Raw genomic sequence first — 24,467 nt, 5'->3', positions numbered from 1 at the left:
GATATAAATAGATTCAGACATTCGTAGATTCAGGCATTCGTAGGTTTAGGCATACAAAAAATCCCGGTTTCCGGACCCGGTTCAGGGTTCCGGAAAAACCGGGATTTCTATTATCACTGCTTTACAATGGTATACTTTGACAGGTCCGGATTAAAAGTATCCTTATCCGAATCCCAGGCGCCGTTGGCACCCAGCCAATAGTAGAAATTCATCTCTCCTGACTTGATATAGCAGTTGGTCAGCATATAGCCTTCGTAATTAAAATAATACCACTTGTTGTTGATGCATCTCCAGGTGTTGGTGGGATATGCCTTGTTCTTGTAAACGTACCGCCTGCCCAGCCTGTTCCGCTCCCAGCTGCCGTTGTCAATATACCAGGCATCTTCAGGCCGGATCTTATTCTCCTCCGAGAGTTCAGACCAGGGACTTGCCTGTGATTTATAGGTTCCGAAGGCCCTTACGCGGAATGTGTACACACCTTCCACATTGATATATGACTTGAAATCATAGCGGTCATGCTTGGCTGTTACCGTGGCCATCAGGCGGTTATCCTTATAAAGCTGGATCTCATAACTCTTGGAACCTTCCACCTCATCCCACACAGCTGTATTATTGTTCCAGCTCACTGCTGTGGAAGCAGGAAGGATGCTGTCAATGGTAGGAAGGGTTACCTGCAGGATCAGGGAATTCCCATCCCCGTCCATGGTGGCTTTTTTGTACTGTGCCCCGCATCCGAATAAGGAAAAGTATGTTCTGCCAGTGCTGGTAAAGCTGTACCCGCTTTTGGCGGATAACTCTATTTCTACCACAGGCCTTTCGCCGAAAACCCATGTATCATCTCGTTTAACATAGGAAGCGCCCTCCACAACAAAATGCTTATTGCTGGAAGTGGCATATACTTCACCAACCAGGTCTCCGGCTTTTGGTGCTCGGTCCCACGAAATGGACAGGGGGACGGAATCGATGAGACTCTCTTCACCATAAGCGGGTACCAGGATGCCTAAAGACAGGAGCGATATCAAAAAAACCAGTAAAAATGTCTTTTTTGACATGGCATGTACCTCCTCTTAATGTGCTTATAACTATTGTACATTAGATAGGATGAAAAGTCCAAGGATTATTTTCTTAAGAAATTCGATAGAAATACGTGAGTAAATCTTCATAAATTGAACGTACCCTCAGTGGACAAGGGGACACACGCCCCTTGTCCACTGAGGGTCGTTCCCATGAAAGATCTCAATACAGCCCTGATATGAGACTGCTGCATTGCTCAATGCCCAAAACCCCGCTGTCCAGTGTGACATGGTAGTTACGGGCAAGCCCCCACTGGGTGTCGGTATAAAACTGGTAGTAGGCGGCCCGGCGTTTGTCCTTGTCAGCCAGTCTCTTTTGTGTGGGCACATCCGTTTCTCCGTAAAGGCTTACGATCCGCTGGGCGCGCTTATCAAAGCCGGCATGGATAAACACCTTCAGACAGTCGGCCGCATCCTTTAAGATATAGTCTGCGCACCGCCCCACGATTACACAGGATTCCCTGGCTGCCAGCTCCAGGATGATGCTCCTCTGGATGATCCAGAGATAGTCCTGGTTGGAAACCCCGTTTAGTGAGCGGCCGGAAAATGCATTGGCAAACCATCCCTTATGGGCGCTGGATTCATCCTGCTCCCGGATATAATCCTCTGTAAAACCGCTGTCCTCAGACAGCTTTTCGATCAGCTCCTGGTCATAACAGGGGATTCCCAATGTTTCTGCTGTCATTTTCCCTATGGTGCGTCCCCCGCTTCCAAATTCCCTGCTGATGGTTATGATCCTGTTTTTCATTGTCCTTCCTCCTGGCTATTTTAATGTTTTATATGTCCTGCCTATTACAATGGCAGAGATGATAAATGTGAGCACATCCGATACTGGCATGGAATAGAGCACGCCGTCCAGTTCAAAGAACACGGGCAGCAAAAGGGCAAAGCCAACGCCGAACACCACCTCACGGACCATGGAGAGAAGGGTGGATACCAGAGCCTTTCCAAGGGACTGGAGGTAAATGAAGGTGGCTTTGTTGACACATGCCAGGATGAGCATACAGAGGTAAATGCGGAATGCCCTTACCGCGAACTCCGTATAATATATGCTCTCATTGGATGCGCCGAACAGGGCAATGAGCCGGCCGGGAAAGAGTTCCACGATCCCCAGTGCCGCTGCGCCCACTGCGGCTTCCAGGGCCAGCAAGAGGGTGAACAGGCTTTTGGCCCGGTCCCTGCGCCCGGCACCCATATTATAGCCCACAATGGGAATGCACCCTGCGGCCATGCCCACGGAGATGGATATGACGATCTGAAAGAACTTCATCACAATGCCCACCACGGCCATGGGAATCTGGGCGTATACGGGCTGGCTGAACACCGGGTCCAGGGCTCCATAGGTGCGGATCATGTTGTTAATGGCAGCCATGGAAGCCACCAGGGAGATCTGGGACAAAAAGCTGCATATGCCAAGGGGCAGGAAACGCTTCATCAACCCTCCATGCAGGCCAAAACTCTGCCTGTGCAGGGTCACTGCCTTCATGTGACAGAGATACCATACGGCCAGCACCGCGGTGAGGACCTGGCCGATAACAGTGGCCACAGCGGCTCCCATCATCCCCCATCGGAAAATAAAAATGAACACAGGATCCAGGATGATGTTTGCCACCGCGCCTGCCAGGGTGGAGACCATGGCAAAGCCGGGGCTGCCGTCAGAACGGATAATGGGGTTTAGCGCCTGGCCAAACATGTAAAAGGGGATGCCCATGGTGATATAGGTAAAGTACTCCTTGGAATGTAAAAAGGTTTCCTCATTGATCCGTCCCCCAAACAGGGTAAGGATGGGATCCTGAAACAGGAAATAGAGAGCGGTGAGGACCAGACCGGCCGCAATGCAAAGGACAATGGCATTGCCGATGCTGCGGTGGGCATTTTCCTTTTCATTGGCCCCCAGGCACAGGCTTACAAAGGCACAGCAGCCATCCCCGATCATTACCGCGATGGCCAGGGCCACCACGGTTAGGGGAAATACCACCGTATTGGCTGCATTTCCGTAGGAACCCAGGTAATCCGCATTGGCGATAAAAATCTGGTCCACAATGTTGTACAGGGCGGCCACCAACAGGGAAATGATGCAGGGAACCGCATATTTCCCCATCAGGCTGCTGATTTTTTCTGTCTCCAGAAATGAATTTGATCGTTGTTCCATAAAATGTTTCCTCCTTTATTGCAAAAAAATAAAGCGTGGGGCCTGAAAGCTGGATTTACGCTGTGGGCGACACGCTTTGATGCATGGGTGATGCATAAATATAGGATTAAAATAACTGTTCACAATGTCCTGAACTGTTACGATTAAAATAAAAAAGAGCAGCTGACAACCGGATTTACGCAGTCAGCTACTCATTGCATCCATATTATAGCAGGTATTTTTGAAAAATTCAAATGTTTTTTGTGCAAAAATAATCCCCAAAAACAGACCATTTAATTTCTGAATAGCAGTATTTAATATAGATATTTCAAATTCAAGGGATTTAATGTTATTATTTTAACAAGAGAGGCGCGGACAGATGCGGTTACGATCTCTGCGCCGACATATTACATTTTAACAAGATAACAGGAAAGGAGAATCATGAAAAAAGATTACAAAAAAGCCCCCTTTACAAAATTCCATATGATGCTGTATGTCTGTACGGTTTTAGGCCAGATTGCATGCGGATATGCCCTGGGAATTGCGGGGACTGCAGTCACACAGGCACAGGATAAGCTGGGGTTAAGCACCTTCTGGGTGGGCCTGCTGGGAGCCGGAACACTGATCGGACTTGCCGGAAGCCTTGTTGTAGGCAACATTGCCGACAAAATCGGCAGGAGCAAATTGATGCTGGCGGATATGGCGCTATTTTCCGTATGTTCGGTCCTTCAGCTTTTTACATCCAGCGTGGGGGTATTAATGTTCCTGCGCATCTGTATCGGCCTTTGTATTGCAGTTGATTACACAGTGGGAACTACCATTATTTCAGAATGGTTTCCGCCCAAAGACGGACCTGTCTACCTGAGCCGGTTTATTATTTTCTGGACCTTCGGCTATGTGGCTTCCTTTTTTGCAGGGCTGATCATGGGGAATCTGTCCATGGATTACCATATCATTTTTGTAACCTCTGTTATTCCGGGTGTGATCGCCGCCATTGCGAGAATTGTGATAGGAGTGCCGGAATCGCCTACATGGCTGGCTGCAATTGGCCGTTCGGATGAGGCTGACAAGTTGATCGCGAAAAAACTGGGAGACGGATACTGCGTTGTGGCGGAGGACAACAATGCATCCAATGAAAAAGTATCCGTAATAGAACTCTTCAGCCCAAAGTACCGCAGAAACACGCTGGTAGGCGGTGTTTTCTATGCATGTCAGGTGTTCCCTTACTTTGGAGTGGGTATCTTCCTTCCGATCCTGATCGCCAGTCTGAACATGGGGGACGCAAATACATCCAGTATTTTATACGATGTCTTCTGTATGGCCGGAGCGTTCATTGGAACATATTTGTGCAACAGAATATCGCGGAGACGTTTTCTTTGTTCAACCTTTTATATTTCAGCCATTGCACTGGGGGTAATGATCGTGGGCCATGGCGGATCCATGGTAGTTACCGTGGTTTCATTCTGTGTGTATGCATTGTCCATGTCAATTGCGGTCGTAATGGAAAATCCATACCCGCCGGAGCTGTTTGATACCCGCGTAAGAGGCACCGGGGTTGGCATCGTGATCGCCTTTAGCCGGATCGGGGCAGCTGCTGGAACCTTCTTACTGCCCATTTTAGTGGAACGCATTGGAGTCTACGGCACCTTAGGCGTGTGCCTTGTTATCCTGCTGATTGGCGGGGTGGTATGCCAGCTGTTTGCGCCTGAAACGTTTATAAAGGAAGTCCATACCGCGGAAATGAATGAAAATTTAGCGGCAAATTAATATAAAGATCATAAAGGAGAGCGTATCATGTCAAAAGATTATATGAAAAGGATCCAGGCGCTGAGAGAGAACTATATGTCTCGCCGTGTTGAGATGGATATTCTGGATGCTTACTATGTAACACAGGGCTTTAAAGCCACGGAAGGCCAGCCGTGGCAGATCCAGAAAGCAGTTGCTATGAAAACTGTTTATGAGAATAAGCCCATCTTTATCCAGGACCATGAGCTTTTAGTCGGCGGCGTGGCATTCAAGCCGCGTGCAGGTATTCTCAACCCGGATTCCGCATGCTCTGTGATCGAGAAAGAGTTAGATACGATCAGTACCCGCAAATACGATCCATTCTACCTTTCTGAAGAGAACAAGAAACTGTTTATGGAAGAAGTGGCTCCTTACTGGAGAGGCAAATGCGTTCTGGACCGATGGAACGCAATGATGCCGGAAGATGTAAGGACAATGCGCGATGGCGGCATGTTATATGTTGATAAGAAGTTTGTCCGCGGATACGGTGAGAACACACCCGGCTGGAGAACCCTTCTTGCAAAGGGGATCACCGGCATCAAAAAAGAGGCGGAAGAAAAGCTTGCCGCTCTCGATGATGCACATGGAGAGGATGTGCTGAAACAGATCATTTTCTACAAGTCCCTTATTATTTCAGCCGAAGGCATCATTGCGCTTGCGAACCGCCACGCTGATCTGGCTGAGAAGATGGCTGAAAAAGAGGCGGATGAGAAGCGCAGGGCAGAATTGCTGAAGATCGCGGAAGTTAACCGCAATGTTCCTGCCAATCCGCCCCGTAACTTCTATGAAGCGCTGCAGAGTATGCTTACCTATGAGTTCTGTATTTTTATGGAACAGAATGCGTCTTCTTACAACCTGGGCCGTATGGATCAATATCTGATTCAATATTACGAAAAAGATTTGGCGGACGGCACCATGACACAGGACGAAGCCCAGGAGCTTATGGACTGCTTCTGGATCAAAATCTCGGAAATGGGATTGTTCCAGGACGGTGAGAGCGCTGCCTTTTCTGCGGGTTATAATATGACGGTTCAGGTTTGCGCCGGCGGTATTGACCAATATGGAAATGACGCCGTCAACGACCTGTCCTATATGACGATCCAGGCCACACAAGACACTGCTCTTAAGGAACCCAACATGACGGTCCGCTACAGCATTTCCAAAAATCCGGATTCCTTTTTGCGAAAAGCCGCAGAGTGTATCCGCATGGGACGTACAATGCCGGCCGTCTACCATGACGATGCAGGAATCAAGATGCTTCTCAATAAAGGAATCCCAATGTCACAGGCATGGGACTGGACTCCATGCGGCTGCGTGGAGACGAACCTGGAAGGCCGCCTTAAATCCTATACCGACATCGGCGAGATCAGCATGGGCGGCGTGGTGGATATGGTTATGAATAACGGAAGGAGCCGTAAGACAGGAGAACAGATCTCCATTCGGACCGGTGATCCGCGTGATTTCAAAACGTTTGATGACTTTATGGCAGCGGTCAAAAAGCAGATTGATCATTTTGTACATACAATGGCAACCATGAACTCGTATCTGGATTATCTGAGCGAGAATTACCGTCCGGTGCCGGCCCTTTCTTTGACATATCCCAACTGTATGGCGGTTGGAAAAGATTACGCAAACGGCGGCGCTGAGTTTAATGTGGGGAATGGGATCAATATCATCGGACAGGCGGACATTATCAATTCCGTGGCAGATATTAAATATCTTGTTTTTGATGAAAAGAAAATATCCATGGATGAGCTTTGCAGGGCATTGGATGCGGACTTTGAGGGATATGAGCACATCCATAAAATGTGCATGGATGCGCCAAAATACGGCAATGATGATCCGAAGGCCGACTTCTGTGTGGGAGAGATCTATAACTACCTTGTGGATCAGATTGAGCAATACGATTCACCATTCGGCAAGCTGACGGCAGGTATGCTTCCCGTATCCGGCAATGTGCCCATTGGACAGAGCGTGGGTGCGCTTCCTTCAGGACGGAAAGCGTGGACGCCTCTCGCTGACGGCATCGGGGCCACTGGCGGCACTGATATCAATGGAGCCACAGCCCTTTTAAAATCCATCAGTAATCTGCCCCATGCGCGTTTTACGCAGGGAACACAGATGAACCTGAAGATCGATCCCAAGCTTCTTGAGGGGGAGCGCGGGCTGAACAGCATGATGGTCCTGCTTAAGACTCAGTGCACACTGGATATCTATCACACCCAGTACAATGTCATCAATCCGGAGATCCTTATGGATGCGCAGAAAAATCCAGGGGACCACAAAGATCTGTTGGTCCGGGTTGCGGGATATACGGCATTCTTTGTAGAACTTGGCAAGGACATTCAGGATGATATCATCCAGCGAACGGAAATTGAAAACTGGGGTTGATGGAAAGGGCAGTCGAATGGAAGATCTGATTTACGAAAACATGGATATGCCGGGTTCCGTACTCAGAATTGAAAAAAGTTCCATTTTCGATGGAGATGGACTTCGTACCGTTGTATTTATGAAAGGATGCCCCCTGCGGTGCTGGTGGTGCTCAACGCCGGAGAGTCATCATAAGGAGATCCAGACAACCCTGGACAAAAAGATCACCTATGGCCGCATAATGACGGTTGAAGAGGTTCTGGTGGAAGTCCGGAAAGATATTCCCTTTTATTTCCACTCAGGGGGCGGAATGACTATATCAGGGGGAGAGATTCTTACACAGCCGGAGTTTGTGTATCATTTGCTGCATCGTGCAAGCTGGGAAGGCATCAACACCTGCATTGAAACCTCCTTTTATGGAGGGTGGGATAAGATCGAGCCTATTTTAAGCAGCACCGATACCGCGTTTGTGGATATAAAAGTAATGGATCCCAAAGCCCATAAACAATATGTGGGGGTGGATAATGAGGTGATCCTCAGTAATATCCGCAGAGCCGGGGCCAGAAAAGGCGGCACGAAGCTGATCATCCGCAGCCCGCTGATCCCGGGAGTCAATGATTCTGAGACGGATCTTAAGCTTCTTGGCGGATTCCTTGCAAAACTGCCGGGCGTGGATCATCTGCAGCTATTGCCTTATCACCGTCTTGGAACAGATACCTACCGCAAGTTGGGACTTACATATCAGCTTCCTGATGCCAGGACCCCTTCACAGGAGTACATGGAGCGGTGCGCGCGCATTACAGGTAAATATGTCAAAACGATTATTTAGTGTCCCCCCGGAGTCTCACCGGTATCCGGATTTGGGGGAGTACACTTTAAAAGAAAGGTGGAAACAATCGTGTTACGATATGGATTTATTGCAGCAGGAAATATTATCCGTGCAATGCACAGGGGAGGGGAGCTTCATGCGGATTACAATCCCTCGGAAATTGGAATTTTTGATATTAATGAGAATGTGCGTAAGGATTACGCGTCCAGAGGTTATAAAACATTTGACAATATGACGGAATTGGTTAATAATTCAGAGATGATCGTTCTTGGGGTAACGCCCAAGGTCGTTGGATTGATCATTGATGAACTGAAAGCATGCTACCGGCCGGGACAGCTGATGTTAACCGTGGTAACGGGTGTTGAACAGCCCTGGTATACGGAACATCTCGGGGAGGACTGTAAGGTTGTGATCTGTATGCCGAACATGAGCTCACAGGTAGGGGAAGGCGCATTTGCGGTATCACGCAATACAAACTGTACAGATGAGGATGTGGAGCGTGTCACAGCGATCCTCAGATCATGCGGTCTTGTGGAGGAGATCCCGGATGGAATGATGGCGGAAATCCTTCCGTTTAATGGTTCGGCGCCTGGATTCTTTTATCATATTTCCAATTTAATGGTAAAGGAAGCGGAAAAATATGGACTGGATCCTGACACGGCGATCCGTTTATTTGCCCAGACCATGAAGGGAAGCGCGGAAATGATCCTCTCTTCCAATATCAGCTTACAGGAGCTTGAAGCCGCACTCAGACTGCCGGGCGGAGCAACTGTAACGGCTTTGGAAAAAATAGAATCCATGGGATTTGACGCAATGTACGATGAATTTGTAAGAGTTTCAGTGGAACGTTGTAAGGAACTTGGCAGACAATAGTGATCTAAAATAGGATGAAGAAAAGAGGAGGATCAATATGATCAGGAATCACGACAGAAAATTTAAAATCGGAATGCATAGTTACACATTACACCTTTCAGGGTTTGGCGAGAGCTGGGGATTTCAGGAATACGGCGAGCACCATGCATTTGAGCAGGTGGCAACATTTAAGGACCTGGTAGACATTGCGGTAGAAGTTGGACTTGATGTTCTTCATATCACATTGGTGGATATCCAGAATGATACATCCGATGCCCATCTGGCAGAGTGCCGTAAAATTGCGGAAGAAGCAGGTATTGAACTGGAACTGAATGTTTCGTTTAATGCGCCTTCAGATCCCCGTGTAAACTGTGATGTTGAAAACTCTTTACATATTGCCCGTAAGCTGGGATGCAATCTTGTAAAATACAGCACAGACGTGGAGCATCCGGAGAAATCGTCCCACTCATGCTTAGCGCCTTCTGTCATGAAGCAATTGGTTGAAATCTACGGTCAGTTTGAGAAAAATCTTCCACTGATCGAAAAATACGGCATGAAGATCGCCATTGAGAACCACTGTGACCTGTTCGCAGATGAAGTGATCTGGCTGGTGAAACAGTTAAACCATCCGTTGGTCGGCGCATGCTGTGATACGATCAATTCTTTAATGGTGATGGAAGGAATTGCGGAGTGCGTCCGCAAAATGGCGCCGTACTGCTACTGCGTACATTTCTGTGATAACAGGGTATTTGCCGATCCTGATGGAACACATTCACTTGGTACAGCCATTGGGGCAGGTAATGTTGACTGCAGGGCGATCATGGATATTCTGAGGGAGGAGGCTCCTGATGGTCTGGATACCATTGACCTTGAAATTGAATTGCCTCTTTCCGGTTATTCGATTGAAGAAGGCCGTGAGATGGAATTAAAGGGCTTGCGTGAGTCTGTTGAATACATGTATAAAGAGTTGGGGATCGGCCGCAATCCTGCAAAGATCTATGGCCCCAGTAATTACTTTTTAAATAAATGATCCGATGAAATATCAATGTGAGTGAAAGGGAGCTGTGAGACATGACCGGGTGATCGATGAAAAGTCGTATATCTGGTCATGTTGTCGTATGGGCGGATGATGCGGGTGAGGATCATGGGATGTGTAGGGAGAGGGGCAGATGAAGCAAATGAAGACAAAACATTATGTAAAGGGAAGCATACATAAGGAGGTTCTGGGCGCAGTAGGTATTTTATTCATGATTGAGCTTATATTGGGGGTGTTTTTTACAGATGCCTTTGGCGCTGTCATGTCACAGATGACCTACCTGATCGGGGACAATTTCGGCTGGTGGATCGATCTGTGTGTGGTATTGGCGGTTATTCTGGGGCTTTGTTATATAATCTTCCGTTATGGGGATATACGGATCGGCGGGGAAGATGCGGTTCCGGAATATTCTACATGGCAGTGGTTTTCTATTTCTATCTGCGGCGGGATCGGGTGCGGTCTTTTATTCTGGGCCATGGGGGAACCAATCTATCATTTTATGCATCCTCCGGTGACCGCGGGGATCGAAGCTGAGAGCAAAGCGGCTGCAGTTTTTGCAGTAGGGCAGACCATGTTCCACTGGTCGTTTGTCCAATATTTTATTTATGCGATTCCGGCAGTGGTGTTTGCGCTTCTTGCCTATAATTGCAAAAGACCTCTTTCCTTCCGGTCTTGTCACGGAGGTAACGGGAAAAGACAGGATATGGCTGACAATACTGCTGCACATTTTTTGCGGCTATGCAGTGGCAAGCGGGGTATCTAATTCAATGGCAGCGGGAATGATGCAGATCAGCGGGGGACTCAACTCTGTTTTCGGACTTCCCCAGGATGAGAAGATATATCTTTTGATCGCTGTTTTTGTAGGTGCGTTTTTTATCCTGTCTTGTCTGACCGGGATCAATAAAGGGCTCACCTACGTCTCAATGGCATGTATGATTTGTTTTCTGGGTTTGATGATCTATGTTGTGATTGCCGGAGACGGGCAGTTCATCGGAAAACTTGGAATGGAGTCCTTTGGCAATATGCTGGACAATTTTTTCAGCAAGATCACCTATAACAATGCATTGTCTGAACATGACCAATGGGCAAATGAATGGCCCATTACCTTTTGGAATTCCTTCTTTATTTATGCTCCCATTATGGGAATGTTCCTGGCAAGAATGGGAAAAGGAAGAACCGTGCGAGAGTTCCTGCTGGTGGAGATCCTTGTGCCGTCCTTATTCTGCTGTCTGTTCATCGCCATCTTTGCAAGCACCACAATGCAGATGCAGGTCAGCGGAGCAATTGATATATGGGCCAATGTTCAGGAACTTGGCATGCAGACGGCTTTGTATCAGGTGCTGGGGGCAATGCCGGGAGGCAGGATCGTTCAATTCGTGTTCCTGATCACCGTCTGTTTATCCTTTGTAACATTGGCGGATCCCAATACTTCTGCAATGGCAACCCTGTGCGTACATGGACAGCAGATCGATGAAGAGCCTCCTAAAAACATTAAGATCATAATAGGCATAGCAGTTTCTGTGGTGGCCTATCTGCTGGTTGTCTCAGGTGGGGTGAATGCAGTTAAGGGTCTTTTAAACGCAGGCGGCCTTCTGATGACGGTCCCCACTGTATGGCTGTTTGTAAGCCTGCCTAAAATCGGCGGAAAGCTGCTAAGGTGTAAGAAGTATGTGGTGGATGGAGAAACGTTAAAATAGCGGGGATGAGTACCAGGGGACCGTCCCCTGACCTTTCTGGACCTTGCTTGCATCATATTGAAAATTCCCCATTTATATGATATAGTATAAAATATTTTGGCGGCTCATATACAATCATGACCAATGGGGAGGTTACTATGACATTGTTACAGCTCCAATATTTTATTACTGTTGTTGAGACAGGGAATTTCACCCATGCGGCCAGACAAGCCTATACATCCCAGCCCACCATAAGCCGTCAGATACAGATGCTGGAGGAGGAATTAGGGTATTCTCTTTTTAATCGGAACAGTAAACCGCTCCGTCTTACCGAACCCGGACAGATATTGTATGAAGGGATGAAAGAAGCCATTTCCCGGATCAATGATACCCTTGAAAAGGCCAGAATTGTTTCGGAGGGAAAAGAGGGGGTATTATCCATCTCCTTTCAATCCGGTTATTTTTCGGAATATATGTTTTTCTCCACCATCAACAAACTGCGTGAAACCAGCCCTGCATTACAGATACGAAGTAATAAATTGTTTTCATGGGACCAGATCAAGGGTCTTAAAAATGAGAGCATAGATGTTGCCGTTGGCCTTGAATTCCCTCACTGGAACGAATTGGGCTTTACGGTCAGAAAGTTGAAAAAAGTAGAAACCCTTATTGTGATGTCTACCAATCATAGATTGGCAAAAAAAGAAACCCTTGAATATAACGACCTTTGCGGGGAAACATTTTTTCTCACCGCGCCCAACGGATATCAGGTGGATAAAATCTTCAAACACCGTTTTTGCCTGGATGATGTTCATCAGGTGGAAGTGTCCTCATCAGAAAATGCCTATTTTAAGGTATTATCCGATAATGGACTCACGATCTCAAATCCATATGATCCGGTGCTGTTGGACAGCCCCCATTACCATGCTGTAAAATTTGATTCTGAATATGCCGACTCCTATGTTTGTGTAACCAATCCTGATAATACCAATCCTGCAATACAGCTTTTTTTGGATCTGATCCAAACGGACTGCGAATCCGGTAAGTGACGATCTGCGTTACGGTGATGTCTCGACTGATGCCTCCTCTTGTGATATACTACCCTCAGTGGATAAGGGCGTGTTCCCTTATCCGACCAGGGATACAACGTATATTTTACAAGGAGGCATTTTTTATGGGCGGACAGGCGGAGGATAAAACAAGGGAAAGAATATGTGTTGGCCTGCTGGCTCATGTGGATGCGGGAAAGACAACTCTGTCAGAGGCGCTGCTGTATCTCACCGGCAGCATACGGAAAATGGGACGGGTGGATAACCAGGACGCGTTTCTGGACACATATGCCCTGGAACGGGCCAGAGGAATTACAATTTTTTCCAAACAAGCCGGAATAGAGTGGAAAGGTATGTCTATTACACTGTTGGATACGCCGGGACATGTGGATTTTTCAGCTGAGATGGAGCGCACCCTGCAGGTCCTGGACTATGCGGTTCTGGTGATCAGCGGCAGCGATGGGGTCCAGGGGCATACAGCCACATTGTGGCGCCTTCTTTCAAAGTACAGGGTGCCAACCTTTGTTTTTGTCAATAAGATGGATCAGCCGGGAACCGACCGGGATTCCCTTCTCCTGGAGGTACGGGACAGGCTGGATGACGGCTGTGTGGATTTTACACAGGCGGGCACCATGGAATGTCTGGAGCAGGTGGCCATGTGTGACGAAACGGTGCTGGAGCATTTCCTGGAAACAGGGAACGTGGAGGAGGGGGAGATTGGCCGCCTGATATGTGAGCGGAAGCTGTTTCCCTGTTATTTCGGCTCGGCCTTAAGGCTTAAGGGAGTGGAGGAGCTTTTGGAGGGCATCAGGGCCTATGGAAAGATGCCGGCTTATCCGGACCAGTTCGGCGCAAAGGTGTTTAAGATCACAAGGGATGACCAGGGCGGCCGCCTGACCCATATGAAGATCACCGGCGGAAGCCTGAAGGTGAAAAGCCTGTTGTCCGGCGGGAGGGAGAAGGGGGAGGAGTGGCAGGAAAAGGTGAACCAGATCCGTCTGTATTCCGGTGAAAAATATGAGCCGGTACCGGAGGCGGAAGCAGGATGTATCTGTGCGGTAACCGGACTTCTCCGGACGTTTCCGGGGCAGGGACTGGGGATGGAACAGGCATCCATGGAACCTCTTTTGGAACCTGTGCTCACCTATGAGGTAAAGCTGCCCCAGGGCTGTGACAAGGCCGTGATGCTTCCCAAACTCAGGGAGCTGGAGGAGGAGGACCCGCAGCTTCACGTGGCCTGGGACGAGCACCTTCAGGAAATCCAGGTGCAGCTCATGGGCGAGGTGCAGATTGAGGTATTAAAGAACCTGATTTCTGAGCGGTTTGGCGCAGAGGTGGAATTTGGCCGTCCCAATATTGTTTATAAGGAGACAATAACGGGACCGGTGGAGGGAGTGGGACATTTTGAACCCCTGCGCCATTATGCAGAGGTGCACCTGCTTCTGGAGCCGGGGGAGCGGGGCAGCGGACTGCAGTTTGCCACGGGGTGCAGCGAAGATATCCTGGACCGGAACTGGCAGAGGCTGGTGATGACCCATCTGGAGGAAAAGGTGCACAGGGGAGTCCTTATAGGCGCTCCTGTTACGGATATGAGGATCACGCTGGTGGCGGGAAGGGCCCATATCAAACATACGGAGGGCGGTGATTTCCGGCAGGCTACTTACAGGGCTCTCCGCCAGGGCCTTATGGAGGCTGACAGCCTGCTTTTGGAACCCTGGTATGATTTTTGCCTGGAGATACCTGAAACAGCCATTGGCCGGGCCATGACGGATATCGAAAAACGAAAGGGGAGCTGTGTCATCGCCCATACGGAGGGCGGTCAGGCCCGTTTGACAGGAAGCGCTCCCGTGTCGGCCATGGGAGATTACCAGACTGAGGTGACTGCTTACACAAAGGGATGCGGCCATCTGACCTGTACCTTCAGGGGATATGAACCATGCCATGATCAGGAGGAAGTGGTGGAAGCGTCCGGTTATGACCCGGAACGGGATGAGGACAATCCGTCCGGGTCTGTGTTCTGTGCCCACGGGGCCGGGTTCGTGGTAAGCTGGGACCATGTGAAGGAGTACATGCATATGGACAGCGGGATTTTTAAGGAGAACCAGGGAACCGGCCCGGAAGTATTTAAAGGGCCGGCCAAAAACGCGCCTGAGGGTTCCGGGAAGGAAGAAATATGGCTGGGCACGGATGAGATCGATGCCATACTGGAGCGGACATTTTATTCCAACAGCCGCGGCAAGGCCAGGCAGAAGAACGGGATACCCGGAAAGGGCGCGGGCCGCAGGACCTACAGCCCGCCTGAGACCCGCACCTATCGCCCGGCAGCAGTCCGTCCCCAGCCTGCAGAGGAATATCTGCTGGTGGACGGATATAACATCATCTACGCCTGGGATGAGTTAAACAGCCTTGCGGAGGACAATATGGAGGGGGCCAGAGGGCGGCTGATGGACCTGCTGTGTAATTACCAGGCAGTGCGCAGATGCAATCTGATCCTTGTGTTTGATGCCTACAGGGTCAAGGGCCATGCAACCGAGATCCTGGATTACCATAACATCCATGTGGTCTACACAAAGGAGGCCGAGACAGCGGACCAGTACATTGAGAAGTTTGCCCACGAAAATGCCCGCAGATTTGACATATCAGTGGCAACCTCAGACGGTCTGGAACAGGTCATTATCCTAGGACAGGGCTGCCGCCGTGTCTCTGCCAGGGAGCTTTGGGAGGACCTGGAGCGGGTCAAGGGAATGCTCAGGGAAGAGTATTTGGAAAAGCCGCGGCTGAAGCGCAACAGTTTGCTGGAGGTGCTGCCGGAAAAGGCGGCCAGGGAGCTTGAGAAGCTGAAGGACAAAGAACAGGAATAAATTCTGGAGGTGGGATCCATGAAAGGTGTAAGAGCAGCCAAATCTGAGGACAGGGAGCAGATCTGTGTCCTGATCACTGCCCTGGAGGAAACAGAGATAGACAGGTCAGCTTTTTTTGAAATCTTTGAGGCAAACAGGACAGATCCGGCCATACATTATTTTGTCTATGAGGAGGAGGGCCGGGTTGCCGGATTTGCCAGCCTGTACGTGCAGAGACTGCTTCATCACACCGCCTATGTGGCTGAGATACAGGAATTGGTGGTGGACCGGGACAGAAGGGGAGCCGGCATTGGCAGTCAGCTGTTTCAGGCAGCAAAGGAAGCTGCCCTGGATCACGGCTGCATCCAACTGGAGGTGTGCTGCAATAAAAAACGAAAACCCAGCCATGGGTTCTATGAGGCGCAGGGGATGAAGAACGACCATTACAAGTTCTGCATGTCCCTTTCCAACGAATCATAGGTGTACGCCCACGGATTCCGAGCGTACACATAAAGAAGGGGGAGGTAAGATGGAGCGGTGCAGCTGGTGTTTATGCAATGAGAAGATGATGAGATACCATGACGAGGAGTGGGGCACGCCCCTTCATGACGACCAAAAGCAGTTTGAGTTTCTCATGATGGAGGTGATGCAGTGCGGCCTGAACTGGAATATGATGATCCAGAAGCGGGAGATATTCTGCCAATGCTTTGACGGGTTTGACTATGAAAAGATCGCCCTGTACGCTGAGGCGGATGTGGAGCGTATCCTGGCGTCCGAGGGCATGATACGATCACGCAGAAAGGTGGAGGCAGTGATCCACAATGCCCGGTGTTTCCGGGCGGTGAGAGAGGAATTTGGCTCCTTCAGCAGGTATCTGTGGGGGTTCTCCAAAGGAAAGACCCTTCTGTATTCAGGCCATCAGAAGGGAAAGATACCTGCCAAAAACAGTCTGTCCGATGAAGTGAGCAAGGATCTGAAACATCGGGGTTTTAAGTATCTGGGGTCGGTCACCGTATATTCCCACCTTCAGGCCTGCGGGATCATTAACGACCACAGGAAGGAGTGCTTCCGCTATCGGGAGATCGTGGAACAGTATCCGGTTGTGAGAAAGCGGGACCAATAGAAAATACGTAACTGTTCAGGGCGGCTCATCATCTTGACCGGAAAAGATACTATTTTTTGTCACCCCATATCACGTTGGCGGCAGCGCACAGAAGGCCGCCAATGGGGAAAACTACCCATGCAATACGGAACATATCCAAGACCAGTCCAAAATAAAAGAAAATTGCCGTGGCTAACAGCATGATCACACCGGAGATCTTTCCGGTCAGTTTCGCACCGCTGTCCTGCTCGCCGCGGTTTTTTTTATTGTATTCCCCTACTTCATATTTTGCTCTCTGTACCCCAAAATAGATAAAGATCCACACGGCGGCTGCTACAAAGAACAGTTGGATCCCGCCGCCCGCCTCTTCAAGCACAGGATCTTCCAAAAGCTCCAGCCCCATATTTAAGCAGAGTCCAAAGAGGATCAGGCATACACCGGCAGCAATGGCCACTGCAAACTTCCTGTTAAATCGGTAGCGCTCTTCTTCCGTATAGAAATCCTGGACGGTTGAGTATCGTTTCTTAAAATATTTATGGTTGATACCGGACACGATCAAGATGGAGACTGCTATCCCCACCATAGCAAACATCCCTATGGCCATCACATCCTCGTGTACGATCCCCTGGAGCAGGACTTCCAGGATCACCATCAGCCCCACGGACGCAATGATCATGGCAACAGAACTGGCAGTGAGCAGGGAGAAACGGTTCATCTGCTGGTCATAACCGTACAGATCTTCCTTTTCTTCCCTGGTCACATTCCCCTTGATCAGGGTATCCAGGTTACAGCAGAACATTTCACAGAGCTGGAGTATCTTCTCCATTTCCGGATAGGACTGCCCGGACTCCCACTTGGACACGGCCTGCCTGGAAACATTCAGGCGTTCCGCCAGCTGTTCCTGGGTCAGGTTTTCTTTTTTTCTCAAATACTGCATATTTTCTGAAAAACTCATTTATTATTCCTCCTGTACACTGAACTTGATAGGTTTATTCTACAGTTGCCCTGAAGCCACTGCCACCAACTTCATGTTTCCTTTTACATTTTTGACGCTACTTTTAGTTGCCCCCTTTATTTTACAGGGAAAAAACATAAATAGCCAGAAAAACCCGGAAAATAATCGCAGGGTAAGATATCTGTAATTAAGTGGAAATAGAAGCGGCATAGTGGTAAAATAGAGAAAATACAGTTATTTAAAAACAGGGGAGAATGACGGATGAACTGTTTGCCCAGATACGGCTGGCCGTGCTGTACGCGGTCAATGAGTGAGACTCAACGGGAGGGACAGATGAAATATTTTGGAAGTGGTTTAAGTGAAATACATAAGGAACTGAGCCGTATGATACGGAAAACAGATCGCCTGGAGGAAGCAAAACAGCTGTTTATGGAGCTCCACGGAGCGCTGCATCTTACAGGTATGCCTGGAACTGACAAGGCTGACGGGGATCAAAGGTGCCAGGTCCCCAATGAGGTAGACAAGCTGTTTAATGACCTGTCCACAGATGAATATGCGGTCATGCCCACTGCAAAGGACGAAACCATTGCCTGGGCGCTCTGGCATATTGCAAGGATCGAAGATCTGACCATGGGGATGCTGGTGGCGGAACAGGGACAGCTGTTTGACCAGGAGTGGAAAGAGAGGATGAGGGCCTCTATTACAGATACAGGAAATGCCCTTACCGACAGTGAGATCATAGGCTTAAGCAGGGAACTGGATATGGAGGAACTGCTCCAATACCGCAACTGTGTGGGAAGACGGACTAGGGAGATCGTTACCAATCTTACGCCGGATGATATGAAGCGCAGGGTATCTCCTGTGCAATTGGAACAGATTCTTAAGGAGGGTGGGGTGACAAAGCAGGAGGAATCCCTCTGGCTTTTGGATTACTGGGGCCAAAAGGATGTGGCAGGCCTTTTGTTAATGCCTCCCACCCGTCATGTGATCCTCCATCTGAATGACTGCTGCAGATGGAAGGAATGGATCAGGACAAGAAAGAGGAAGATCTGAGCACCAGGAGATTTTAAAAGTACACATATGGGAGAAGGAGGGAATTACTCATGAGACAAATAGACGAACAGCGGATCACGGCCATGGCGCCCAATGCCAATGCGGTGAATAATGCCAGGAAGATATCCCGGGGCAATGGATTTATCAAATGGGAACGTTCGGCGGATGATACATATTACGCGGGCCAGTGTAAGGGCAGCGGCAGTTCAGTGTACACCGTGTCCGCGGACTTTATAGATGGGTCGGCACCCCTGTGCCGGTGCAGCTGCCCCAGCCGCCAGTTTCCCTGCAAGCACGGGCTGGCGCTCCTTATGGAAATGACCCAGGACCGCCAGTGGGAATTGTGTGAGATACCTGAGGATATTCTGTCCAAACGGGCAAAGAAGGAAGCCAGGGAAGCCAAAAAGGAAGAACATGGGGAAGAATCGTTTGGGGATGGAGCCGTCCGGGGTAGGGAGACAAAAAAGGTCAACAGGACTGCCCGGATAAAAAAGCTGAATAAGCAGCTGGAAGGGCAGGATCTGACCGCGTTTCAAAAGGAATTTGAGAAAAAGGAAGGATGACTTACCGGAACCGGAGGCCGAACTCCCGGTTCAGGTTTTCGGCCTGAGCCACGGTTCCATAAAAGAAAATGATCCCCAGGTGGGAATTGTCTGTAAAAATGCGCTGTTCCCCCTTGCAGAAGCGGTTCAGGGCAGTCCCGATCCGGTGGTCGGCCCAATCCCTCTGCCTTTTTCCTCTCCAGTAAAAGGTCCTTCCCTTCAGCTGCCAGGAAACCGTATGCCGTCCAGGGCAGGTGATATGGGTGATATCCAGGCCGGAGATATCTGCCAGCCCTTTCAGGATCTTTCCGTATTCATCGTCATAGATACATTCCCTGTCGATGATGCCGTAAACATTGGCAAGGATCCCCCTGGCCCCGGCATCGGTCAGCAGTGCATAATAAGGATGGGCTGCATAGTACTCATTGCCTGAATGGTCAAATATAAATTCCTGTTCCAGGGCCTCGGTGCGAAATGTGATGCCGGCCTCCTTCAGGTTCCGTATCTGGACCAGCTTTGGAATCTCATCTTCCGGTGCCGCCCCGATCATTTCATCAGCCATCTGCACGGCCCTTGAGACCGCAATCTGATACAGGGCGAACAGCACCAGGACGATCAATATAACCCAATATAAACTCCACATACCTAAGACCCTCCTTTTGCTTATTTAATCAACGTACACACCGTGTACGCCTCATAAATTGGTGCACAACTGATTAAAAATCATCTCACAAATCTGAGTACCGGGAGATTCCGAGCGTACACTATTAGAATTAACTCTACCACAAATTGACTGAATAATAAATATGATGTAAGATAATAAAAGCATCAAAATCTTAGAAATGAAAGGAGGTGGACTCAATGTTTGAACTGGGAAAGTGTATCCTGGTCACCAACAATGACCGGGCGGCCGGGAAGTGGGGGGACAGCGTGAATCATGTATTTATGATGGATACCTACGAGGAGGTGCTTAAGAAAGCCAGGGATCTGATCCATACCGGGCACAAGCTTCTGACCCATCCTCAGGCATCCAGCTTAAAACCCAATCAGACGCCCTACAGGACCATACTGTTATACGGCGTACAGGGAAGCAGTGAGGCGGAGGATGTGTGCCTCATAGAAAAAGCCCTGGAGACTTATGAGAAATGGAATTCCATAAAAAGAATCCCGGAGTATGATGAGAAGACGGCTTATGACTATAAGACCATTGATCTGTCGATGATTGAAAATGTGATTCCAAGGCTGTAGGGGACAGACTGCAGTGATTGACGGGGAGCGGAGTGTGAGAAACCATGAAGAAACGATCAGGAACGTCCTATTTTAAGGATCTGAGCAGAAAAGATTACGTGGAATTGGCAAGCAGGATTATTAAGGAGGAGGGAGTCGGGGCGGTCAGCATACGCCGCATGGCATCGGAACTGGGATGCTCTTCTGCCAGCATGTACCGGTACTTTGACAATCTGGACGAGCTTTTGTTCTATGCCCAGCTGGATGCCCTCAATGAATATATCCTGGACCTTTCCATTCGGGAAAAGGAATGGAAGGATATGTGGGATGTGCATTTTGGCATATGGCGTTCCTACGCAACGGAGGCCTTCCGCAATCCGGAGGCATTTGAGTCCGTGTTCTATCAGAATATCAACAGGGACCTGGGGGAGGCGCTGAAGGAATATTATGAGATGTTCCCGGATGCCATCATACGGGTCAGCCCTCTGGTCAAGGAGATGCTGGAGATCCCCGGATATTATGACCGGGATTATTTTATCTGCAAACATCTTGTGGCGGAAGGCAAGATCACGGAGGAAAACGCCGGAAAGCTGAACCACATCCTTTGTACACTGTTTCTGGGATATTTTAAGTTTGTCCAGGAACACGGCGTGGAGCTGGAAGAGATACCTGAACTGGTGGAACGGTTTATCTCAGAGAGCAAGGAGATCACCAGGCTTTATGCCAGTGACTTTGTTCCCCAATAGTTTTAGTGGTAAAAATGTACAAAAACAATGTCAAAAATATAACAAAATGACGAAAAACAGGTTTCCTACAAAAAGTAACAAAAGACTTCATTAAATCCATTGATAATCGCGATAACATATGTTATATTCTATACATAAGTTATCGCGATTACTATTTTAAAACTATGATTTTTACACAATAACAAATTTTGTCAATTGTAAAAATGCTGTAATTTTGCCGGAGTGGGTGAAAGAATGCCGGGAAAAGGACAGTAAATCATAAAGAAGTGGGAGGTATTTTATATGAAGCTTGAATTGGGAAAAATCTTTATAAAAGATATCCGATTCGATGACAAGACTCACGTGAAGGACGGCGTCCTCCATGTCAGCAAAAAGGAAGTTGAAACCCTTGTCCTGGAAGACGACAAGCTGGCAGGCTGCCATGTTGACATTGCGAGGCCGGGTGAGTCGGTAAGGATCACCCCTGTAAAGGATGTGATCGAACCAAGGGTCAAGGTCAGCGGAGGCGGAGAGATTTTCCCGGGTGTGGTGGGCAAGGTAAGCCCTCAGGTGGGCGCCGGAAGGACCCATGCCCTGGAAGGATGCTGCGTCATAACAGCAGGCAGGATCGTGGGATTCCAGGAAGGCGTGATTGATATGAGCGGCCCTGCCGCGGATTACTGCCCCTTCTCCAAGACCAATAATCTCTGCCTGGTGGTGGAACCGGCCGATGGCCTGGAGACCCATGTGTACGAGAAGGCGGCACGCATGGCAGGATTAAAGGTAGCCGCCTACCTTGGCGAGGCAGCAAGGGACCTGGAGCCGGATGAGATCGTCACCTATGAGACAAAACCGATCTTTGAGCAGGCGGCCATGTATCCGGACCTTCCAAAGGTAGGTTACATCCACATGCTGCAGTCCCAGGGACTTCTCCATGATACATATTATTACGGAGTGGATGCCAAGCAGTTTGTTCCCACCTTTATGTATCCCACGGAGATCATGGACGGAGCCATTGTCTCAGGCAACTGTGTGGCTCCCTGTGACAAGGTTACCACATACCATCATTTCCACAATCCGGTGATCGAGGACTGCTTCAAACATCACGGCAAAGACATCAACTTCATGGGAGTGATCCTCACCAATGAGAATGTATTCCTGGCAGATAAGGAGCGCCATTCCGACATGGTTGCAAAGCTGTGCAGTTGGATGGGCCTGGACGGTGTCCTGATCACCGAGGAGGGATATGGAAATCCGGATACAGACCTGATGATGAACTGCCGCAAGGTGGAGAATGCGGGGACCAAGGTGGTTCTGATCACAGATGAGTTCCCGGGCAAGGACGGCAAGTCCCAGTCACTGGCGGATGTGTGCCGGGAAGCGGATGCGCTGGCATCCTGCGGTCAGGGCAATGCCACACTTATATTCCCTGCCATGGATAAGGTCATCGGCACCCAGGAATTTATCGAGATGCAGATCGGGGGCTGGGACGGGTGCAAGAACCCTGACGGCAGCTTTGAGGCGGAGCTTCAGATCATCATCGCCTCCACCATTGCCAATGGTTTTAACAAGCTGGCAGCAAGAGGATATTAAATCAATCAAAGGAGATGGAAACATGGCTAAATATAAAGTAGTACATTATATTAACCAGTTCTTTGCCGGTATCGGCGGGGAAGAAAAGGCCGACCATATGCCTGAAGTCCGCCAGGGCGCTGTAGGACCGGGCAGAGGGCTTCAGGCCGCGCTGGGAAGTGACTATGAGATCGCGGCTACTGTTATCTGCGGCGATAACTATTTTGGGGAAAACCTGGATGCAGCTACGGATACCGTTATTGAGATGGTAAAGAAATACGGACCGGATGTGTTCGTGGCAGGGCCTGCATTTAACGCCGGACGTTACGGCGTGGCCTGCGGCACGATCTGCAAAGCGGTGGAAGAACGCCTTATGATACCGGTCATCACCGGAATGTACGAGGAGAATCCCGGTGTGGATATGTTCCGCAAGGATCTTTTGATCGTGAGCACTCCAAATTCCGCGGCCGGTATGCCCAAGGTGCTTCCCGTTATATCAGCCCTGGTCAAGAAGCTGGCCCAGGGGCAGGAGATCCTGGGACCCTCAGAGGAAGGATATCTTGAAAGAGGGATCCGGGTGAACTATTTTGCGGAAAAGAGAGGTTCTGAGCGGGCGGTTGAGATGCTGGTGAAAAAGTTAAAGGGCGAGGCCTTTGAGACAGACCTGCCCATGCCCAAGTTTGACCGGGTTGAGCCTGCAGCTCCTATTAAGGATATAAAGAAAGCCAGGATCGCGGTTGTCACCTCCGGAGGGATCGTGCCCACAGGCAACCCGGACCACATCGAGTCATCCAATGCCACCAAGTGGGGCAAATATGACATGACCGGAATGGACCGGCTGTCACCGGATGATTTCACATCCATCCACGGCGGATATGACCGCCAGTTTGCCATCGCGGACCCCAATGTGGTGGTCCCCTTAGATGCGCTCAGAGAGCTGGAAAGAGAAGGTGAGTTCGGAGAACTTGTCAACTATTTCTGTGCTACTACCGGTACCGGAACAGCCACCGCGTCAGCGGCCAGGTTCGGGACCGAGATTGGAAAAATGTTTGTTGATGAACATGTGGACGGGGTCATCCTCGTCTCCACCTGAGGGACCTGTACTCGTTGCGGTGCAACGATGGTGAAAGGTATTGAGAAGTATGGTCTTCCTGTAGTTCATATGGCAACCGTTGTTCCTATCTCCCTGACGATCGGTGCCAATCGTATCATCCCCGGCATAGGTATCCCCTACCCACTGGGCGACCCGCCGCAGGGTGAGACTGACAGCTACAAACTCCGCTTATCCATGGTGAGAAGGGCGCTTAAAGCCCTGGAAACACCGGTGGAAGGACAGACAGTGTTTGAAAAATAATTGCTGAAGGCTGCTGTGGCGTGGCAGAAAGCAATTTTCAGACACGCTCCGGGATCCGGCCTAAACAGCCGTTTCCCGGACGCTGCTGTGCCCCTGCGGCAGCCAGGTCTGCTAAGAGGAGAAGACATATGGAAAATGATCAGAAAGTTAACTGGAGCCGGGTGCTGATACTTGCGGGGGCGGTGATAGCATTTACCATCGGCTCAGGATTTGCCACAGGACAGGAAATTATTCAATATTTTACTGCATATGGCGTGCAGGGGATCCTGACAATATTACTGTTTGCGGTCTGCTTTATC

The 24,467-nt window shown here is 49.4% G+C and carries 22 protein-coding genes; 17 read left to right on the top strand and 5 right to left on the bottom strand.

Going from position 1 to position 24,467, the window contains the following annotated elements:
* Positions 1–113: 113 nt before the first annotated feature.
* From CLFS41_RS01915 to CLFS41_RS01905, 3 genes are all read right to left on the bottom strand, one after another.
* Positions 114–1,052: a hypothetical protein gene (locus CLFS41_RS01915; RefSeq protein WP_007858926.1), complete on the bottom strand. Its 939-nt coding sequence runs from the start codon at positions 1,050–1,052 to the stop codon at positions 114–116.
* A 184-nt stretch (positions 1,053–1,236) separates the two neighbouring features.
* Entirely contained in the window at positions 1,237–1,821 is a 585-nt protein-coding gene (locus CLFS41_RS01910) for a cytidylate kinase-like family protein (RefSeq protein WP_045091294.1), read from the bottom strand.
* A gap of 15 nt (positions 1,822–1,836) precedes the next feature.
* A complete protein-coding gene (locus CLFS41_RS01905) occupies positions 1,837–3,225 on the bottom strand; it encodes an MATE family efflux transporter (RefSeq protein ID WP_007858922.1) in 1,389 nt (462 codons plus the stop codon).
* A 420-nt stretch (positions 3,226–3,645) separates the two neighbouring features.
* On the opposite strand from CLFS41_RS01905, the gene CLFS41_RS01900 reads away from it, so the two are divergent.
* The 11 genes from CLFS41_RS01900 (at position 3,646) to CLFS41_RS01855 (ending at position 16,761) form a co-directional block, all read left to right on the top strand.
* Complete coding sequence (locus CLFS41_RS01900) at positions 3,646–4,971, top strand: MFS transporter (protein WP_007858913.1); 1,326 nt, start codon at positions 3,646–3,648, stop codon at positions 4,969–4,971.
* 27 nt (positions 4,972–4,998) lie between these two features.
* Positions 4,999–7,380 (top strand): pyruvate formate lyase family protein, encoded by a 2,382-nt coding sequence (locus tag CLFS41_RS01895; RefSeq protein WP_045091293.1) that lies wholly within the window; start codon positions 4,999–5,001, stop codon positions 7,378–7,380.
* A 16-nt stretch (positions 7,381–7,396) separates the two neighbouring features.
* Positions 7,397–8,188, top strand: a complete 792-nt coding sequence (locus tag CLFS41_RS01890) for a glycyl-radical enzyme activating protein (protein ID WP_227161196.1) — start codon at positions 7,397–7,399, stop codon at positions 8,186–8,188.
* A 69-nt stretch (positions 8,189–8,257) separates the two neighbouring features.
* Entirely contained in the window at positions 8,258–9,061 is an 804-nt protein-coding gene (locus CLFS41_RS01885) for a pyrroline-5-carboxylate reductase dimerization domain-containing protein (protein ID WP_048930201.1), read from the top strand.
* A gap of 37 nt (positions 9,062–9,098) precedes the next feature.
* Positions 9,099–10,070 (top strand): sugar phosphate isomerase/epimerase, encoded by a 972-nt coding sequence (locus CLFS41_RS01880; protein WP_195415212.1) that lies wholly within the window; start codon positions 9,099–9,101, stop codon positions 10,068–10,070.
* A 139-nt stretch (positions 10,071–10,209) separates the two neighbouring features.
* Positions 10,210–10,839 (top strand): BCCT family transporter, encoded by a 630-nt coding sequence (locus CLFS41_RS30945; protein ID WP_052665581.1) that lies wholly within the window; start codon positions 10,210–10,212, stop codon positions 10,837–10,839.
* Complete coding sequence (locus tag CLFS41_RS30615; protein ID WP_278279989.1) at positions 10,820–11,773, top strand: BCCT family transporter; 954 nt, start codon at positions 10,820–10,822, stop codon at positions 11,771–11,773. The genes CLFS41_RS30945 and CLFS41_RS30615 overlap by 20 nt, the downstream gene beginning before the upstream one ends.
* Before the next feature lie 137 nt (positions 11,774–11,910).
* The gene (locus CLFS41_RS28845; RefSeq protein WP_007858907.1) at positions 11,911–12,798 is read left to right on the top strand and encodes a LysR family transcriptional regulator; all 888 of its coding nucleotides are present in this window, start codon (positions 11,911–11,913) and stop codon (positions 12,796–12,798) included.
* Between the two features lie 125 nt (positions 12,799–12,923).
* Positions 12,924–15,659 (top strand): TetM/TetW/TetO/TetS family tetracycline resistance ribosomal protection protein, encoded by a 2,736-nt coding sequence (locus CLFS41_RS01865; protein WP_045091291.1) that lies wholly within the window; start codon positions 12,924–12,926, stop codon positions 15,657–15,659.
* An 18-nt stretch (positions 15,660–15,677) separates the two neighbouring features.
* Complete coding sequence (locus tag CLFS41_RS01860) at positions 15,678–16,118, top strand: GNAT family N-acetyltransferase (RefSeq protein ID WP_007858905.1); 441 nt, start codon at positions 15,678–15,680, stop codon at positions 16,116–16,118.
* Between the two features lie 49 nt (positions 16,119–16,167).
* On the top strand, positions 16,168–16,761 hold the full coding sequence (locus tag CLFS41_RS01855; protein ID WP_007858904.1) for a DNA-3-methyladenine glycosylase I: 594 nt from the start codon (positions 16,168–16,170) through the stop codon (positions 16,759–16,761).
* A 49-nt stretch (positions 16,762–16,810) separates the two neighbouring features.
* Here the strand turns inward: CLFS41_RS01855 and CLFS41_RS01850 are convergent, their stop codons facing one another.
* The gene (locus CLFS41_RS01850; protein ID WP_045091290.1) at positions 16,811–17,695 is read right to left on the bottom strand and encodes a helix-turn-helix transcriptional regulator; all 885 of its coding nucleotides are present in this window, start codon (positions 17,693–17,695) and stop codon (positions 16,811–16,813) included.
* A 333-nt stretch (positions 17,696–18,028) separates the two neighbouring features.
* Between CLFS41_RS01850 and CLFS41_RS01845 the strand changes: the two genes are divergently transcribed.
* On the top strand, positions 18,029–18,748 hold the full coding sequence (locus CLFS41_RS01845) for a DinB family protein (protein ID WP_040414902.1): 720 nt from the start codon (positions 18,029–18,031) through the stop codon (positions 18,746–18,748).
* Positions 18,749–18,798: 50 nt separating this feature from the next.
* Positions 18,799–19,311: an SWIM zinc finger family protein gene (locus CLFS41_RS01840; protein WP_007858877.1), complete on the top strand. Its 513-nt coding sequence runs from the start codon at positions 18,799–18,801 to the stop codon at positions 19,309–19,311.
* A gap of 1 nt (position 19,312) precedes the next feature.
* Here the strand turns inward: CLFS41_RS01840 and CLFS41_RS01835 are convergent, their stop codons facing one another.
* Entirely contained in the window at positions 19,313–19,933 is a 621-nt protein-coding gene (locus CLFS41_RS01835) for a hypothetical protein (protein WP_052665578.1), read from the bottom strand.
* 218 nt (positions 19,934–20,151) lie between these two features.
* Between CLFS41_RS01835 and CLFS41_RS01830 the strand changes: the two genes are divergently transcribed.
* The 4 genes from CLFS41_RS01830 to grdF all read left to right on the top strand — a co-directional run bounded on the left by CLFS41_RS01830 (position 20,152) and on the right by grdF (position 24,168).
* Positions 20,152–20,538: a GrdX family protein gene (locus CLFS41_RS01830; RefSeq protein ID WP_045091289.1), complete on the top strand. Its 387-nt coding sequence runs from the start codon at positions 20,152–20,154 to the stop codon at positions 20,536–20,538.
* A 44-nt stretch (positions 20,539–20,582) separates the two neighbouring features.
* On the top strand, positions 20,583–21,263 hold the full coding sequence (locus CLFS41_RS01825; RefSeq protein ID WP_045091288.1) for a TetR/AcrR family transcriptional regulator: 681 nt from the start codon (positions 20,583–20,585) through the stop codon (positions 21,261–21,263).
* Between the two features lie 282 nt (positions 21,264–21,545).
* The gene (gene grdG, locus CLFS41_RS01820) at positions 21,546–22,835 is read left to right on the top strand and encodes a sarcosine reductase complex component B subunit alpha (RefSeq protein ID WP_007858867.1); all 1,290 of its coding nucleotides are present in this window, start codon (positions 21,546–21,548) and stop codon (positions 22,833–22,835) included.
* Positions 22,836–22,857: 22 nt separating this feature from the next.
* Entirely contained in the window at positions 22,858–24,168 is a 1,311-nt protein-coding gene (grdF, locus tag CLFS41_RS01815) for a sarcosine reductase complex component B subunit beta (RefSeq protein WP_082082472.1), read from the top strand.
* Positions 24,169–24,467: the final 299 nt, after the last annotated feature.

This window comes from Clostridium sp. FS41, assembly GCF_000954015.1.
GTDB classification, from domain to species: Bacteria; Bacillota; Clostridia; order Lachnospirales; family Lachnospiraceae; genus Enterocloster; species Enterocloster citroniae.
The sequence above is the reverse complement of the archived record's forward strand: the minus strand, read 5'-3'. Positions and strand labels throughout refer to the sequence as shown.